This is a genomic window from Acidobacteriota bacterium, assembly GCA_038040445.1.
Classification (GTDB): Bacteria; Acidobacteriota; Blastocatellia; order UBA7656; family UBA7656; genus Onstottus_A; species Onstottus_A frigus.
Map to the genome: position 1 here is coordinate 314,621 of JBBPIG010000001.1, position 16,831 is coordinate 331,451.

General features: G+C 57.6%; 11 protein-coding genes. 5 read left to right on the forward strand and 6 right to left on the reverse strand.

The features are described from left to right. Positions 1-118: 118 nt before the first annotated feature. Positions 119-502 carry a hypothetical protein gene (locus AABO57_01360; GenBank protein MEK6284370.1) on the reverse strand — a complete coding sequence of 128 codons (384 nt, stop codon included), beginning with the start codon at positions 500-502 and terminating at the stop codon, positions 119-121. Positions 503-1,080: 578 nt separating this feature from the next. On the opposite strand from AABO57_01360, the gene recA reads away from it, so the two are divergent. From recA to AABO57_01380, 4 genes are all read left to right on the forward strand, one after another. Beyond that, positions 1,081-2,151, forward strand: coding sequence for a recombinase RecA (gene recA / locus AABO57_01365; protein MEK6284371.1), 1,071 nt, complete (start codon positions 1,081-1,083; stop codon positions 2,149-2,151). A 624-nt stretch (positions 2,152-2,775) separates the two neighbouring features. Further along, on the forward strand, positions 2,776-3,615 hold the full coding sequence (locus AABO57_01370) for an RDD family protein (GenBank protein ID MEK6284372.1): 840 nt from the start codon (positions 2,776-2,778) through the stop codon (positions 3,613-3,615). A 91-nt stretch (positions 3,616-3,706) separates the two neighbouring features. Next, entirely contained in the window at positions 3,707-5,425 is a 1,719-nt protein-coding gene (locus tag AABO57_01375; protein MEK6284373.1) for an NFACT family protein, read from the forward strand. A gap of 125 nt (positions 5,426-5,550) precedes the next feature. Further along, entirely contained in the window at positions 5,551-7,143 is a 1,593-nt protein-coding gene (locus tag AABO57_01380) for a trypsin-like peptidase domain-containing protein (GenBank protein ID MEK6284374.1), read from the forward strand. A 132-nt stretch (positions 7,144-7,275) separates the two neighbouring features. On the opposite strand, the gene AABO57_01385 is transcribed toward AABO57_01380, so the two are convergent. From AABO57_01385 to pruA, 3 genes are all read right to left on the reverse strand, one after another. Beyond that, positions 7,276-7,704, reverse strand: coding sequence for a hypothetical protein (locus AABO57_01385; protein ID MEK6284375.1), 429 nt, complete (start codon positions 7,702-7,704; stop codon positions 7,276-7,278). A 222-nt stretch (positions 7,705-7,926) separates the two neighbouring features. Continuing rightward, the gene (locus AABO57_01390; protein MEK6284376.1) at positions 7,927-9,642 is read right to left on the reverse strand and encodes a hypothetical protein; all 1,716 of its coding nucleotides are present in this window, start codon (positions 9,640-9,642) and stop codon (positions 7,927-7,929) included. Positions 9,643-10,024: 382 nt separating this feature from the next. Then, positions 10,025-11,578: an L-glutamate gamma-semialdehyde dehydrogenase gene (gene pruA, locus AABO57_01395; GenBank protein MEK6284377.1), complete on the reverse strand. Its 1,554-nt coding sequence runs from the start codon at positions 11,576-11,578 to the stop codon at positions 10,025-10,027. Positions 11,579-11,785: 207 nt separating this feature from the next. On the opposite strand from pruA, the gene AABO57_01400 reads away from it, so the two are divergent. After that, entirely contained in the window at positions 11,786-13,099 is a 1,314-nt protein-coding gene (locus AABO57_01400; protein ID MEK6284378.1) for a S41 family peptidase, read from the forward strand. A gap of 287 nt (positions 13,100-13,386) precedes the next feature. Here AABO57_01400 and AABO57_01405 read toward each other — a convergent pair whose 3' ends face one another. Together AABO57_01405 and AABO57_01410 are read right to left on the reverse strand one after the other, a co-directional pair. Continuing rightward, positions 13,387-16,470 carry a PIG-L family deacetylase gene (locus AABO57_01405; GenBank protein MEK6284379.1) on the reverse strand — a complete coding sequence of 1,028 codons (3,084 nt, stop codon included), beginning with the start codon at positions 16,468-16,470 and terminating at the stop codon, positions 13,387-13,389. 58 nt (positions 16,471-16,528) lie between these two features. Continuing rightward, positions 16,529-16,759, reverse strand: a complete 231-nt coding sequence (locus AABO57_01410) for a hypothetical protein (protein ID MEK6284380.1) — start codon at positions 16,757-16,759, stop codon at positions 16,529-16,531. Between the last annotated feature and the right edge of the window lie 72 nt (positions 16,760-16,831).

Genomic DNA, 16,831 nt, shown 5'->3' on the forward strand with positions numbered 1-16,831 from the left:
GGTCTCAGCCGCTAAGGGACCGGATCAACGATAGCAGATTAGTTTCTTCACACTTTAATGCCCGCCAAGCTGCGGTACAGCCGGGCGGGCATTCTGACTAATCAACTTCGTCAGAGCGTTATGCGGCAATGCGATGGCCTTTCCCTCCATCGTTCGCTGAAAAACTCCCGTAATGCGCCAGCGCTCGGTCGATCGCGCGCATAGCCTGAGAGACGTTGAGCTTTAGAAATCTTATGAGGTGCGCGACCTCGGTGGGCGTGAGGTCCTCGGGGCTACGCCCCGGTATCCCCAGCGGCACCAGATATGAGCGCATATTCAAGCCAGCACGCCTCATTTCGGCTTCCAGCGTTGCTATGAATTCCTCCCGCTCCGTCATGTTCATCGCGACCAGCCCATCGCGAACGACGGCCTTAAGCTCATCGGCGCCGAGCGCCGACAATTTTGGTGCCTCTACCGGCTGATTTCTGCTGCGGATTTGTCTTACTTGATTGTTCTTAGCCATTTTCTTTCTCTCCAACCCCCGTCTGTTCTGAACCCGTTCGTAACTGTATCATCCTGAGCCTGAACGTCGCGCTCCACCGACTACTCAAGAGTGCGCGATATCCATCCCTCAAACGCGACTCGGATTCTTTTGTTTCAAGAAACTTCCGAGTTGCCTCTTGCACGGGAAACAACTCGGCAAACGCCATTTTGGCGGCGGTCGCAAAGCATTTGTGCAACCTTTGTGCCAACAGGTTGCCTGGCCCCGGCGCCAACCCCTACTTTACCGATTCAGACTCTCTCATTGATCCGAGCCTTGGCGGGCTCTGCGAGCACCGCGTCTCCTCCGGCTACATTCGCCCGGAACTGGACCGTACTAACAAGTGAACCCCGCTACGGCTTAGACAGCGGCCAGGCGAAGTCGGTTACAAATGCGAGCTCTGGCGCGGGGAGATGTCCTGGGTTTGCGACTTCGCGCAGATTTTTCATGCTAGAGAACCAGATTCACTAGCGAACCCGTTCAATTCATTTGTGGAGTCGGTTTCCAAATTGGTATAGTGGCCTTCCTGGGTGCATTCCACACATAAAGGGATCACAAAAATGGCAGACGATCGAACCGAGCGTAACCGCGCTATAGACATCGCGATTGCAGGTATAGAGAAGCAGTTCGGCAAGGGCTCGATAATGCGTCTGGGCGAAAAAAAGGTACTGGATATCCCAGCGATATCCACTTCTTGTTTGAGTCTGGACGCGGCCATCGGGATTGGAGGCGTGCCTCGCGGACGAATCGTGGAAATCTACGGCCCAGAGTCTGGCGGCAAGACGACGCTCGCTCTTCACATAGTTGCAGAAGCCCAGAAGGCGGGGGGCGTGGCCGCTTACATAGACGCCGAGCACGCAATGGATGCGAAGTATGCCGAAAAGCTCGGCGTCAACGTTAACGATCTGTTCATCTCGCAGCCCGATTCCGGCGAGCAAGCGCTCGAGATCGCTGAGGCACTGGTCCGGTCAAATGGTGTCGACGCGCTTGTGATCGACTCGGTTGCCGCGCTCGTTCCCCGTGCTGAATTGGAGGGCGAGATGGGAGACTCGCTGCCTGGACTCCAGGCGCGCCTGATGTCACAGGCTCTCAGAAAGCTTACGGCCGTGGTCGCCCGCTCCAACACGTGCCTGATCTTCATCAACCAGATACGCGAAAAAATCGGCGTGATGTTCGGCAATCCCGAGACGACAAGCGGAGGCCGCGCACTCAAGTTCTACTCCTCAGTCAGGCTCGAGATCCGACGCACCAGTACGATCAAGGATGGCGATTCGGCGGTCGGCAATCGCACAAAGGTGAAGGTCGTCAAAAATAAAGTCGCTCCCCCATTCAAAGAAGCAGAATTCGACATAATGTACGGCGAAGGCATTTCGCGGGAGGGTGACCTGCTCGATCTGGCAGTCGAAAACAGAATCGTTGAGAAGAGCGGTGCGTGGTTTAGCTTCAAGGGTGAACGGCTCGGGCAAGGACGCGAGAATGCCAAAAACGTCATCAAGTCAGACCACGACATGGCTAGCCGTATCGAAGCCGAGGTTCGCGGGGCGCTCGGACTCACCCCCGCCTCCTCCGGAGAAACGGCGGCACCCGGGGCAACAACTGGGTCTTCGAGAAAAGCCGCCTCGAAAGAGTAGACACTAGTTTACCGGCAGGTAGTATCGCGGCCTTTGTGAGGCTTTCGGCTTGATAAGCCGTTAGCCTCAGCATAATGTGCCCGGATGTGCTCTTTGCCCAACATTTGGTGTTGACCTTGGCGCGAAGTTTCTGGTACTATCGCGCGCGACTCACCAGGATGCCCCCCCAAATATCGAGGTGGTTTTAGCATGAAATGTCATGGTTGCGGGCATGAGTTTCCTGGCACGTTTCCGCGCTGCCCACGTTGTCATCGTTCCACATCAAGGCGGGGCCGAACGTCCACAGATTCAAGACTGCTAGAGTTTCCCAGAAGGGCGCGCGTCTCACCGCCGGTCGAAGCACCAACGCCTTCGCTTCCCGCGTGGCGCCTCGAACTCAACGAGAAGGTCCGGGCTATACGAGCTAATCGTAGCGCTTCCAGCTCGCAAGCTGAGACCTCTGGCGAACAACTGATCAATTCCTTCGACGTTGAGCCCCCCGCCGCTGGCGTGGGCGCGCGACAGGAAGAAGCTCGGACGTCCTACGGCAGGGATGCGAGCCTCCGCGCTTCGACGGCTCGATCCGAATCGAACCAACGACCGGAGTCGCCCGCGACTCCCACTCGACGGTCCAGCAACAACATCGTGGAAGCTGCCCTTACTCGCGTAAAGCGAGCAAGCGAAAACGCCAGCCGCGCCGCGCTACCCAAGATCGAACCCGCGCGGTCCGTTCAAGCGAGCTCGCAAGTCTCGCTGGCAGGCGATCGCCAGGCAACCGCGAGAGCCTTAGCTCCAGAACCTGAAATTGAGTCAAGGGTCGAGTTCACACCGGCGCCGAGGCCCGAGTTTATTCAACCTCCAATTATTAAGTCTGCGCGCGTCGAGGCGTCGTTCCCTGAAAAGCGACGCCCGGAAACGACGGTGATCGCTGATCTCACCGACTCGCAGACATCACCCGCCGGCGAAACGGTTGAGCGGGCTTCAGTGTTGGTCCTCGATGAGATCGAGCCTCTGGATTATCTGGAAGCTGAGGTTCGAAAGGTCGATAAGGCGCTCGGCGCTGAGTTTCTGCGAAACGAGAGTCCCTCGATTCTCACACACGCGGTGATAGACCTCGTGGATCTTCTCGCCGTGGCAGTTAGCTGCTCGCCGTTTCTGGCGTTCATAATGATTGCGGATGGCAGCTTTTCAATTGCCAAGACGAGGCTTGCATCCGGAGCCATCGTAGCGCTGATAGCGTTCTTCTACCTTGCGCTGACCCAATGCCTCTGCGGTAGAACTTTCGGCATGATGTTAACGAACACCCGCGTTGTAGACGCGCGTTCCTTTGAAGCTCCCTCCCCGTCCCAAGCCCTATTCAGAACGGCCGGCTACTTTCTTGCCGCCGCGCCGGCAATGGCCGGAATCCTCTGGGCCGCGTTCGATCGCAAGCACCGAGGGTGGCAGGATTTTATCTCTGGCACCGTGGTCGTTCGAGATTTCTAAAACGGCAATCCGCGCCCGCGTCGCTAGATGCCGCTGGAGTATTGCGCGCGCGCTTATTTCGTCCTGAGTATTCCTCAAGTAATATTACTGCGTGGATAACTTCTATCTGTCGGCGCTCGCGCAAGAAGTGATGCCCGAGGTGCAGGGGCGCACGGTCGTTCGGATATCACTCGCAAATTCGACCCTGCTCTTTGATCTGCGCCTAACCGGCGGCCGGCAACTGCTAGCTTCACTGGATCGAACCGATCCGGCTCTTTATCTTTCTACTGAGATCGCCGCTCAAGTTTTCACGGGAAAGCACACTTCGACTTTTTTTCTTTCATTGCTGCGCAAACACATCGTTGACGCGAGGCTTGTAAAACTCCGGAAAGAGCCGCGTGACCGGATCGTCCAAATCGATTTCGAGAAACTGGACGCGGGTGATAACAAAATCCAGACCTCGCTGGTGTTGGCGCTCACCGGACGCTCGGCCAACGCTTATCTAATCGACGCCAACGGAACGGTCATGGGGATGCTGTTCGAGCAACACGCCCCAGGGCAATCAGTTGCTCCCATCCCATCCGTCGAGACCTTCGATCCGGCAAGTCTGACTGCCGAGCTGAATGATTCAATCACCCAGTCCGAAGCGCTTGATCGTTTTTTTGGAAGCGGATCGAGCTTCGGGCCGCAACTCAGAAATGAGTTTCTAGCTCGTTCGAAGGACGCGAGTCCCGCAGCGTCCTTTATGTCCTTAGTTAAAGCCTTGTTCGATCGCGATCCGCTGCCTCTCGTGTATTCGCGATTGCCACTTGAGCGGATCGGGCAAGAAGTCATAAACCGCAGGACAGATTTGTTACTTTCACATATCGAGCTTGCTCAAGGCAGCGGCCTGAAGCGTTATCAATTCTCGTCTCTCTCGGAAGCCGCCGACCAATACTACAGCGCGCGCAGCCGCGCGACGGCGCTCGGCGTCGAGTACGCGGCGCTGAAGCAGTCGATCGAGCGCGAGGTCAGCAAGCGAGAATCGGCCGTCAAGGCGATCGAAGTCGACCGCGCTCGATTCGAACACCCTGAGAAGCTAAAGCGCTGTGGCGATCTGCTTTTAGCCAACCTGGCCAACGCTCGAATCGAAGAAACCCGAGTCACCGTTGTGGATTATTACGACCCCGGCCAAGCCGAAATCCAGATTGAGATACCCGAAGGCGCCACGTTGAAAGCGGCGGCATCTGATTATTTCGCGAGATATCAAAAGGCGCGACGCGCTCTCACGGCAATAGCTACGCGAGAGCGCGAAGTCTCCCACAATCTTGAGCCACTGAAACAACTCCTGGCCAGGCTCGAACAGGAGCCGACGGCAAATACCATCGCGGAGGTGGGTAAAGCGGCCGAGCGACTGATCGGCGGTACGCGCGGCGCCCGGCGCGACACGAATAAGCGCACGAGGGAAAAAGGCGGCTATGCTTTCGGGCGCAGGTTCAGGTCGAGCGACGGGTATGAAATCGTGGTAGGAAGGAACGACCGCGACAACGACGCGCTCACGTTCCGCGTAGCCAAGCCGCAAGACATCTGGCTTCACGCTGCGGACTATCCGGGCTCGCACGCGATCATTCGCAATCCGGCCCGCAACGCTCCACCTCACCGGACGATCGCTGAAGCGGCCGAACTGGTGGCCTTCTATTCGCAGGCTAAGCGCGAGGGTAAAGCCGCAGTGCACTACACTCAGAAGAAATTCGTTTCAAAGCCGCCGCGCTCAAAGCCCGGCCTGGTCCGCCTCTCTTCATTCAAGACAATCGTCGTCGAGCCGCGGTGCATTCTGGAAAGACTTGGGTGAATCCTGCAAGCAACCTCGAAGGCGATTCCACAAACTAAGAGTCCGCGCCCGTAGCGCTGTCAATCTTTCCGCTGCAAGTTTAAATCACTGATGTTATTATTCATTCAGCGAGGCGCAATAAAAGAATGAGCCGGTTGATGTTCGTCTACCTCTCAGGTTCAGAGAAGGGTAAGACAAGAATCTTTACACAAGAACACGTGACGCTGGGCACTTCGGATGCCTGTGACGTGAAGCTCGTTCCCGAGGAGGGTGGTTCCCTTCCCGAGGGTGTAATTGCCGATATCTATGACGACGAAAACACATTTCACCTCGTGCCACATATTGAAAAGAACCATTTCGAGATAACAATCAACGGCGAAGAACTCGGAGCGGATGAAACCGCCGCAGGATACACGTTGCACGACGGCGACGCTATCCACTTTGGGCACGGGCTGGCTAGCGCGAGCGTGCTGTTCCAGGTAATGCCGGAGAACTTCTCGGCCACCCATCCCGTTCGCCGCAACGTTGCCGAGATCGACAGAATTCCAGGGCAGTCTGTTCATCCGCTTACGGCTACGCTGTTCGTCAAAGAGCTTACCGCGAGCCTCTGGGCTGAAATCCCTCGCAAGGCGAAGTTGCTCGGCCTGACTGGGGTAGCGGCAGTGTTGCTACTGGCCCTCGGTGTAATCGCGTTCAGCCTGGTAACCTTGATCCGCAACACCAACAAGACTGATCGGTTCGGAGAGCAGATTGCGGGGGTTCAGGCCCGGCGCGAACAGGACCAGGAACTAATCCGCAAACAGCAAGAGGAGATCGAGAGGCTCCGCGAAGTCAGCGACCAGATGCGCCGGTTCACCCAGAAGATCGCTGAGTTGTACAGTCCGGGCGTTTGCCTGATAGTAGGCAGCTACACTTTCGTCGAGCGCGGCACCGGGCGCGTGCTCCGATACGAAACGGCGGACCGCATCAGCGATATGCCCGTGGATAAGAGCGGCAATTTGCAAGCTTCTGTTGACGGCGCCGGACCGCCGGTCCAAATAGACTACACCGGCACGGGCTTCGTGGTAGAGAAAGGCGTGATCGCGACCAACAAACACGTCGTGCAGCCGTGGGCGACCGATCAGATGGCCGAGATCATCTTGCATCAGGGCGGCGGCCTTACTCCAAGGCTGGATTCACTCGAGGCCTTCTTCCCTTCCCGGCAGGCGCCCTTTGATTTGAAAGTGGCAGCAACCTCACCTCGATATGACATTGCTCTCTGCAGGTTCGATCAGGGTGAAGCGGCGCTGCCGATCTTCCCTCTGAGTAAAGAAGATCCCAGCTCGATAATCGGCGAACCGGTGGTGCTGTTGGGCTACCCGACCGGAGTCGACGGGCTGCTTCAGCGCATTGAAGAAACGGAGCGGCGCGAGATACTGCGCACCCGAGGCCAAAGCGCTATCGAAGTAGCTGCGGGGTTGGCTTCGCGCGGTCTGATAAGGCCGCTGACCACCACCGGCACTATCAGCGACGCTCTCCCGGGCCGCATTGTCCATAGCGCTCAGACCACCGAAGGCGGATCGGGTAGTCCAATATTCGACCGCGACGGCCGGGTAATTGCGATCAACTCCGCGATACTCGCCACGGTTGATGGGAATCAGAGCTTTGGCGGTTCGAACTTTGGCGTGCCAATCAAGGTCGCTTACGAGTTGCTCCAGGCGCTCGAGGGAGACAAACCCAAAGAAAGGCAAGATCATTGAGGCGCAAGCAAAGGTCCTTGACGACCTAACACAGATGCTCCAGACGTATCGAATAGGGTAGACGAGATTCTCAATCTGCTCGCATCAGAACTTCACTTGAAAGTACGGGGGTGAGAAATCGTTGACTCTCCCTCACGCACAGCGGCCCCGTCCGGCAATCTCCACTCCATCGAAGCGCAGCAACTCATCCTCTTTGCTTGGAGGCGGCACCACCTCGAATACAACCTTGTCGAACTTTCCGTGACCGCGATAGAACGATGACTTGTACCCGCGCTGATTCGTGAACTCGATCAATTGGACGCCCCACTTTCCTAGAGCAGCGTTTTCAGGAATCGGAATGGTAAGGTCAAAGCTTGTCTGCGAGTAACTCTGTTCAAGGGGAATTGACACCTCCCCCACGGCCAGCTTTGATTTGCTGGAGCTCGCCATGCTGAACTGAAAACACTGGACGAAAATCTTGCTGACTCCGTTAGGATCGTAGGCCGCGATCCGCAGCACCAGGCTCTCACCCGCTACTACCTGAACATCCGCAGAACCGTTTATCCCCAAACTGACAGACATATCTCCACCTTTCCTTTGGAAAAAGTCGTGTGAGGATTATCAGTAACTCCAGGGCAGGTCTTACGGTCTTCTCTTGTTTTCTATGACGGCGACGATGATAACCGCCGCAACCAGTGACCGTCAAGAGTTCATCGCTTCGCTTCAATGTTCAAGGGTTCACAGTTCCGGGTTCCGGGTTTAAACCCCGAACCCGGAACCCTGAACTCGGAACCGCCGTCGGGTTTATTTTTGATCGTACGGGCGCTCTTTTCCTTCCTGCGCCTCTTTATACGCGCCGTTCGGAATATTGGGACCCAGCGCGATTGCTTTCTCATACTCGCCGAGCGCGTCCGGGCGGAATTCCTGGAAATCGAATATTCGTCCGAGAAACACATGACTCCACTGGATCAACCAGCGCTCGGAATCCTTCGACGCATTTTCGATCGCCTTCCGGTAGAGCTTGATCGCCCGCTCGAGCCGTTCATGCTGCGCCTGAATCTTGTCGTTCTCATCGGCCTTGGGGTCGAGCTCAGCAGCCGAGGCCGTCTGAGTCACGACCTGCGCAAGCCCGTACAGGGCTCTGGCGTTGCCAGGCTCCACCGACAGCACCTCGTCCAGGATCGAACGCGCCTCTTTGAACCGCTTCTCCCTGATCAGATCATCAGACCTCAGGATCTTCGCTGCCATCGCACCCATCGCCGCTTCGGCGGCGGCGCCTTCGCTATTTGTGCTCTTCGACGATTTAGACCGGCGCGCCGACACGCGAGCTACTACGGGCTCGAATTCCCTCGGCCGCGCTGCCTCGCGATCGAACTTCGCTGTCGCCACCATCTGATCGAAGAAGTCTTCCATGCTGATGCCGACCTTCTCTAAACCGATTAGCGAATCATAGAAGTGAAAGCTGAGCACCGCGCCGCGAAGATAAGCTTGCGCAAGGTCGAACACCGCGTCGTCCTCGGTGTAGCTTCCTCGAGTAGCGATGGTATTTATCCGCCGCAGCCTCGCCTCGGTGGCCTGCGCCAGCGATTCGCGGACGACAAGATACACGCTGTTCGAGTACTGCTTTGCCGCGGTCGGCACCGAAGCAACCAGCTTCAGCATCGGATCCCTGTACTCGAGCGAAGCCTTCAAGTGCCGCTCGACCATCGGGTCGATCACGAATCTTATCATCGCCTGACGCACCGGATCGGCAGCACCAGCTCGCGAAGGTCCCACAATCACGATGTAGTCGTCGCCAATCTTGCGCGACAATAAGTCTTCTCTCTGATTCAGAATGTCGCCGCGCACAGTCGAAGTATCCATCGCGGCAAGCGGATCGGGGATGACGAAGACCTGCCTCGTGCGAGTTCGAGTGATCACCGTCGTTTTTTGCTTTTTGAAATCCGCCTCGCCGGTCGTAATGACCAGGGGGCGCATGTTGATTACCGTTTCTGGTTTCGTATGAAAGTAGTCGAGGACATCGTAGATCACCGTGCCGACTGGAATGCGATAGGCCGCCGCGGACGTTTCTGCAATCGACATGTATTTCGGAATGAGTTCTCTTATCCCGCTCTTCACGTAGAACTCTCGAACCAGCGGGATAAAACCGAGCAGAGGCTGCAAGTCGTCCGGGATTGCGAGGTCTGTTGACGACTGGTAGATCGTGAAACCCGGAGGCTGCGTCATCATCACGCTGAGCGCGGCATACCGGGCTGCATCGGCGGTTTCGTCCATGCCCGGCCGTCTGTGTGCTTTGTAAAACGCCGCGAGCTTTTCCTTCACCTGCGGATCAAGCGCGGCGAGGTCTTTTCTCAACGCGGCGCGCGCGGAGGACAAGGGCTGATCGCCCGTCTCATAGTCAAAGCCGGCCACATTCAACGCCGCCATCACAACGAAGGTCCTGACGTCGGCCCCGATGCGAACGTTTACTTCGGAAGGAGTGATGAACCCGCCCCGCGGCGTTGATGGCTGGACTTGCACGCTCGTCTTCGTTTCCGGCGCCGTCTGCTGCGCGGCAGCCGAGGCAGTCAGACAGCCAGCGAGTAGGAAGATAACACTTGCTCTCTGCATAAGACTAAAGATAACGGCGCGGTAGAACCGTGGTCAAGAACCCGCGGACCGCCAGAAGTAGCTTAGCAATAATTCTCATTGCCCACGGAATAGATAGTTCACTGTACACGAAACTCGGGGAGTCCCGGTAATCCCACCAACGCAGTTGGTGGTTCGTTTATACCCAGCCTAACTCTTCGCTCGGAGTCACTTTCCGGCTGATGACAGCCATGTCGAATATGAACTATCCACCAACTGCGCTGGTAGGATTGCACCTGAATACTTGTGTGTCATCGACTTTTTAAGCAGCCTGCTAAAGCTTCTCGGACACCGCCTTAGCCTGCAGAAACAGCAACAGGTAATCGCGCCCGCCGCCCTTTGAGTCGGTGCCGGACATGTTGAAGCCGCCGAACGGATGCGCGCCAACCATGGCCCCGGTGCATTTGCGATTCAAGTACAGATTGCCCACGTGGAAATCACGACGAGCTTGCTCGAGTCTTCCACGCTCGCGGCTGTACACTGCGCCGGTCAAACCATATTGCGTGTTGTTGGCAATTTCGAGCGCCGAGTCGAAGTCTCGCGCCCGAAACGCCGCCAGGACCGGGCCGAAAATCTCCTCTTGCGAGACGCGCGCCATCGGTTCCACGTCGCCGACCACCGTCGGTTTGATAAACCATCCGCGTTGGCCCTCCGTTAGCGGGCCGCCTCCGGTCATCAATTTGCCCTCGCCCTTTCCAATCTCGATGTAGTTCAGAATCGACTCATACGCGCTCTTGCTCGAGACGGGACCCGTCCAGTTCTCCTGTTCCTTGACCGGACCGACCTTAAGCTTGCCAGCTCGATCGGCGACTCGGCCAACAACCTCATCGTATACCTGGTTAACCACGACTACTCTCGAGCACGCCGAGCATTTCTGTCCTGAATATCCAAACGCCGACGCGACAACTCCATCAACTGCCGCATCCAGATCAGCGGTCTCATCGACGACGATCGTATCCTTGCCACCCATCTCGGAGACGATTCGCTTGATCCACAACTGGCCTTCGGCGGTCTTCGCGGCAAGCTCGTTAATGTGGAGCCCGACTTCTTTCGAACCCGTGAAGGCGATGAAGCGAGTTCGCGGATTGCCTACGAGGTAGTCGCCAATCTTTGCGCCGCTGCCGGGGACAAAGTTCACCACACCAGGCGGAAGCGACACTTCTTCCAGCAGCTCGACAAACTTCGCGGCGACTATTGGGCTCTCGCTGGAGGGTTTGAGCACCACGGTGTTGCCGGTCACTACCGAGGCCAGCGTCATTCCTCCGAGGATCGCAAGAGGAAAGTTCCAAGGTGGAATCACGATCCCCACCCCCATCGGGATGTAGTCGAGTTCGTTCTGCTCGCCGGCGAGCGCCGTCAGCGGTTGCTCCTGACCGTAGCGGATCATCTCGCGCGCGTAGAACTCAGCGAAGTCGATGGTCTCGGCAACGTCGCCATCTGCCTCCGCCCACGATTTGCCCACTTCCAGGACGAGCAACGCATTGAATTCTGCCTTGCGCTTGCGGAGCAGCGAAGCGACCTTCAACAGATAGCGCGCTCGCACGTCAGGCGCGACGTTCTTCCACTCCTGGAAAGCGGCGGTTGCGGCTTCGATCGCTTTGTCCGCGAGCTCGACGGTGGCCTTATGTACGAGCCCGACAACCTCCTCGTAGTTCGATGGGTTCACTGAAGCGAGCATGTCGCCGGTCGTGTAGCGCTTGCCTCCGATGATAAGCGGATACTCGCGCCCGAATTGAGATTCGGCGTCGGCGATCGCTTCGCGCATCACTGCCGCGTTGCGCTCGCTGGCAAAGTCGGTGAAGGGTTCGTTCTGAAAAGACGGAAGCATACTATGAGTTCCTTTCTCTCTCGATCCTCGGGTTTAGCCAAGCTAGAAACTATCAACCTCGTTGAACAACGGTCAACTGAGATAGGACGCTCCTTCGTTGTAGCAACAAAACCTGGTTGTTATAGTGCAGGTGTTGACTGCCCTCGCGCGCATAGCGCCAGGCTGTGGTCTGCTAGATTGAAGGCGATTGTGATCTTCTAAAAAAACATGCGCCGGTTCAAACGATACACAACATTTGTCCTCCTGGCGTTGGTGCTCTTCGCGAGTGGCGCGCGCAGCGGTAGCCCGCCAGGCAACTCCGCCCATTCGATCGCGGCCCGCGATTCATCGGATCCATTGTCGCCCAAGGACCGGGTCGAGGTTTTCGAGGAGGTTTGGGAAACCATCAACGAGAAGTACTATGACCCTTCTTTCAACGGCGTAGACTGGCGCGGTGTGCGCGAGCGCTATCGCCCGCTCATCGAACGGACAAACACCGAAGACGAATTCTACGGACTCCTCAAGCGTATGGTCGGCGAGCTGCACGACGCCCACACACGCTTTCACATCCCCGAAGAGCGCCGCGAGCGCGAACGCTTGCAAGCCGTCAGCGCCGGCGTCTCCATCTACGAGGTTGAAGGGAAACCGGTCGTCGTAAGCGTGGAGCCGGTTTCAGACGCCGCTCGCGCGGGCGTCGAGGAAGGAATGATCGTGCTTGCCATCGACGGCAAGCCCGTCTCCCAACAACTGGCCGATGCGCGCGCTCGCGTAGCAGGCTCGTCCACGGATCGCGCCGTTCGGCTCAGGCTGTACCGGATGATCGTTGACGGGGCCCCCGGCACGACTCTTCGAATGAGCCTCGGGCGGGCAGACGGTTCAGTGCTGGATGTAGCATTGACGCGCCGCATCGTCGCCGATACCGGAGTGGTCACCTCACGCCGCTTACCATCCGGCTACGGCTACATCAGGCTGACGCTTTGGAAATCGCCAATCCGAAAACGATTCCGGCGAGCGCTGGAACAACTCAAGGATGCACCCGGCATCGTGATCGACATTCGCGGCAACCCCGGCGGCGAAGCAGAAGAAGTTGCGAAGATCGCAAGCTACTTTTTCAACTCGAAGGTTGCATTTGGCAAGTTCAGCACGCGCGCGGGGAAATCGGTCTACGTTCGCACCGATGACGATGAGCAGGTCTACAAGGGTCCTCTCGCGATCCTGGTGAACGAAGGCTCGGGCAGCGGCTCGGAGTTGTTCGCCGGAGTGATGCAGGAGAACGGCCGCGCTATGGTGGTCGGCCGCCGGAGTTGCGGATGCGTGCTCGGCATATCGAAGTTCAGAAGCGTGAAGGGCAAGGGTGAGCTTGCGGTGAGTGAATACGGCTACCGCTCCCCCAAGGGAAACACTTTCGAAGGAACGGGAGTGACTCCGGACAAGACGGTGGAGCTGAAGATATCGGATATTCAGCAGCATCGGGATGCTGCGCTTGAAGAGGCTGAGCGGTTGTTAAAAACAAAACCCGAAGCAAGAAGCGGCTCACACTGAGTATGTTCCTCGGGAGCGTTCAAATCGATCTTCTTATCCGGGGACCGGCGCTGGTCAAGCAAAGAATCGCGACTTCAGCTTGGAGAGTGAAGGGTTCAGGTCGGGAAGGGTGGCTTGGCCGCGCTCCAGCACTGGTAAAGCAAGGGATTGAGACTTCAGCTTGGAGAGTGAAGGGTCGCAGGTCGGGAAGGGTGGCTTGCCCCCGCTCTTGTTGCTCAAACTGGACACTGACGAAAAAGAGCGGGGGCAAGCCACCCTTCCCGACCTGCGATCCTACGCACTTAGGTTCATCTTGCGGATTGTCCGCGAGCAGCCTTCGCTTTCGACAAGCTCACAAGATTCGCAATCAGCCGATAGGCGCCCGGTACTCCTTTGGGCAATTGTCTGAACCAGGCGTACGCAGTGTAGACATAAATCCCCTTGCCGTACTCGGCGATCACTTCCCCTCCCTTCAAGTCCGGTTCGCCCGGGTCGTGACTAGCCATCAACGGTTTGAAATGCGAATCCCAGTCGCCCAGGAAGTAAGCCCCGCGTTCTTGCACCCAGCCATCGAAGTCGCGCTCGGTGATCTTGTTCGGAAAATTGAAACGCGGATGATTGGGTTCGAGTATAGTCACCGCCGCCAACTCGTCGGTCACTCGAAAAGGCCGGGCGTCAGGCTTCGGATACGACGGGAAATCGCCGCTCACGAACTGGGCTTGTGAGTAACCCGCGACCACCAACTTCCTACGCGAGTATTCAAGCAAACGCGCGTTGTACTGGGCCAACTCGGCCTTTGACGACGCGTCTGAGCCAACAACGATCACGTCGAGTTGTGACAAATCACTCCCGAGTTCGCTAGCTGAAAGCGGTCGCGCGTCGAGTCCCGCGCTGCGCAGCGAATCAAGCACCTTATCGCCCGCTGCTCCGATGAACCCGGCTCTTGGCTTTGTCGCTGACTTCGAGAGAGCGAAAGCGATCTCAGCCTCGCTGAGATACAAGAGCCGCGGCTCTCGATCAGCTTGCCGCGCCCCCTGCCCCGAAACGCGCGCGTCCTGTCTCTCTTCTCTTCCGGTCCTGTAGGGCGCGAACCCGCCCGTCTCGAAGTTGCCCCTGCTGTACTGAACAATGTAAGTTCCACCCCGGTTCACATAATCCATCAATCGCGCGTTGTTCGCGATCACATCGGGGCGAACCTCGTACACGCGAACGCCCGCGACGATCGTGTCATACGCGCTCAAGTCACCGGACGCGAGTTCCTTCGAGTCGATCGTCTTCACGTCAACGCCAATGCGTTTCAGGGCCGCGGCGAAATCGTCGCCCGCTCCCTCGATATAGCCGACTTTCAAACCCGGGGCCACCTTGACGTCTATCACCTCGGCTTCGGCTTGAGCCTCGTGATAGACGAAACGCGGCTCGATGTGAGGATAAGCGACAACTTGATAACCTTGGCGGTACGAGCGCCCATCAACGGTCGCGACTGCCGACAACGTGCGCCGAGTCTCTGCGCTGGAGCCCAGCACTTTCACGACGAAGCTGAGCGAGGCTCGCTCCTCTTCGCGTTTCAGCTCGAAGTTGGCAGACGCCGGTGTCACTTGCCACTCAGCGGGTTTCTGAAGCGTCACGGAACCGCGTACGCCGCCCTTCTGATTGTTAGTCACCGACACGGTCACTTGGCGTTCGATCGCGGCCGCGGATTTCGGATAGACAAGGAGGTCCGGTGAGACGTTGACCGACACGGCGGGCGCGACCTTAAGCTCGTGGCGAATCTCACCAACCGCCCGGTCGGCATAACGATACTCAGCTTTCTGGTTGGTCTGTATCGATGCGCCGGCGATGTTGAAGTCCACGACCCCCATCAGCGCAGGAGTAGAAACGGGCTCGATCCCGGTTGCGCCTTTTTCCGGCTTATCGATCTTGAACATATCGCCCTTGCGAGGGCTGTTCAGCCAGTATGGCCGGGTCGGGTCGGCATCGGCCGAGACGGTGACGGTGTATTGAGCTTCCAGCACAAGCCTGCCGTCAACCTCGGTGACCTTCTCCTTTCCCTTCTGAACCGCTGTCCAGCCCGTGGGTGTTCGCAATCCAAACGAGCCGAGCTTAGCAGCCGAGTTCACGTACGCGCTCAGAGTGATGGCGAACGCCTGACCTGGAGTGACGATTTCGTCATCAGCCAGACAATCGACGACCACGCCTTCAGACTTCAACAGCGCGTCGGCGAAGTCAGCTTCCTTTTGTTTGAGAAGAAAGGTCGTCTCAAACAGCTCAGACTCATTCAAGCCCAGCGCCCCAACCCCGTTGCTGATCTCGCGCAGCTTCTTCAAGCCGCGCGCCACTATCTCAGTGACCGAAGCCTTCGCCAGCGGATTGTATTTCGCCTTTGCTTCATCCGCAGCCGACTGAATTTCCGCGAGCTGATCTCTCAGCCTCGCCGCCGCGGCTCCGGCGTATGCGGCGATTCCGACCATCGACGAATCGATGTCTTCAAAAATGTCCCTTTCATTCTTGATCGGACCAAGCCTCGAGTCGATCAATCGCAGCCGCGAGAGCCGCGGACCGCGCGCTTCGATGGTTCCCTGGTCCTGAGACCGGTGCTGGCTGCGTCCTCGCGCGGCGAGCTCGTAGTAGCTGCAGCCAAGCAACGGATCGAACTCGCCGGTGTTCAGTGAAAGCGTCGCCAGCGACGGTAAGAACTCGCGAGGACTCGCTGCGCCGTCAAACGAACGAAGGTATAGCTTCTTCGCTTGCCAGGGCCTCAAGCCTTCTTTGATCTGCTCGGGGAAACGCGACGGGTCAGCCGCCGCGCGATATGCTTCCTGAGTCAACAGGCCAGAGCTTTGATGATGCCCGTGCCCATCGTTAGGTGACCCGCTCCAGGCCGACACGATAACCAGCGGCCTAAAGGTGCGAATGACCCGGACCATATCGGCGAGGACAGCTTCGCGGTCCCACTTTGAAAGCGTCTCAGTGCGTGACTTGCTGAACCCAAAATCGAACGCGCGGGAAAAGAACTGTTGCGCGCCGTCGATCTTTCGCGCAGCAAGCAACTCATCGGTGCGAATCACGCCGAGCGGCTCGTACAGCTCGGGACCGATCACGTTCTGGCCGCCGTCTCCGCGGGTGAGCGACAGGTAGGCCGTGCGCACTTGCCGCCCTCGCGCAAGGTAGGCGAGCAAGCCGCTGTCTTCATCATCCGGATGAGCACCGGTGTGAAGCACGCTGCCGACCACACCAAGCCGTTTGATCGCCTGGCCCAACGCCATGGCGCCGCGGTCTTCGGCCGGCCGCGTATCGGCGCGCGATCGAGAACCAAAGGGAGACCAGCAAGAAACGGCGACTACGAAAAAGACAAGTGCCCACGATTGAAACTTGCGCGTCAGAGTAGGATTCACGTTGGTCTCCAGGATGCTATAGCACCGGCGCTTTGCAGTTATTTACGCCTGCGGGTTGCTAGGATGCTTTCAGAAAGACATTCTCGGCCGCTTGTGGCAGGATGATCGCAACAAAGTAATCTTGGGGATAGAGATAGTCTTCACCGGATTCGTCTACGATCCGAACCAATCCGTGCTTCGCCGCCTTATCATCTGGAAGTACTTCGTAGATCTTGCGAACTTCCAGCGACGCAGGATACTCGTTGTTGTTGACGCACACCGCAAATTGCTGATCCTTCGGTTTTCCCATAATCATTCTTCCAGGAAGTCTTTGATCTTTAGCTCTTTTTTCCCAATTCCATGCGCCTCATACCAATGAAGC

Bases quoted from the DNA above. Each gene is read 5' to 3' on its own strand.
- AABO57_01360 (MEK6284370.1), bottom strand. From the start codon at position 502: ATGGCTAAGAACAATCAAGTAAGACAAATCCGCAGCAGAAATCAGCCG.
- recA (MEK6284371.1), top strand. From the start codon at position 1,081: ATGGCAGACGATCGAACCGAGCGTAACCGCGCTATAGACATCGCGATT.
- AABO57_01380 (MEK6284374.1), top strand. From the start codon at position 5,551: ATGAGCCGGTTGATGTTCGTCTACCTCTCAGGTTCAGAGAAGGGTAAG.
- AABO57_01385 (MEK6284375.1), bottom strand. From the start codon at position 7,704: ATGTCTGTCAGTTTGGGGATAAACGGTTCTGCGGATGTTCAGGTAGTA.
- pruA (MEK6284377.1), bottom strand. From the start codon at position 11,578: ATGCTTCCGTCTTTTCAGAACGAACCCTTCACCGACTTTGCCAGCGAG.
- AABO57_01400 (MEK6284378.1), top strand. From the start codon at position 11,786: ATGCGCCGGTTCAAACGATACACAACATTTGTCCTCCTGGCGTTGGTG.
- AABO57_01410 (MEK6284380.1), bottom strand. From the start codon at position 16,759: ATGGGAAAACCGAAGGATCAGCAATTTGCGGTGTGCGTCAACAACAAC.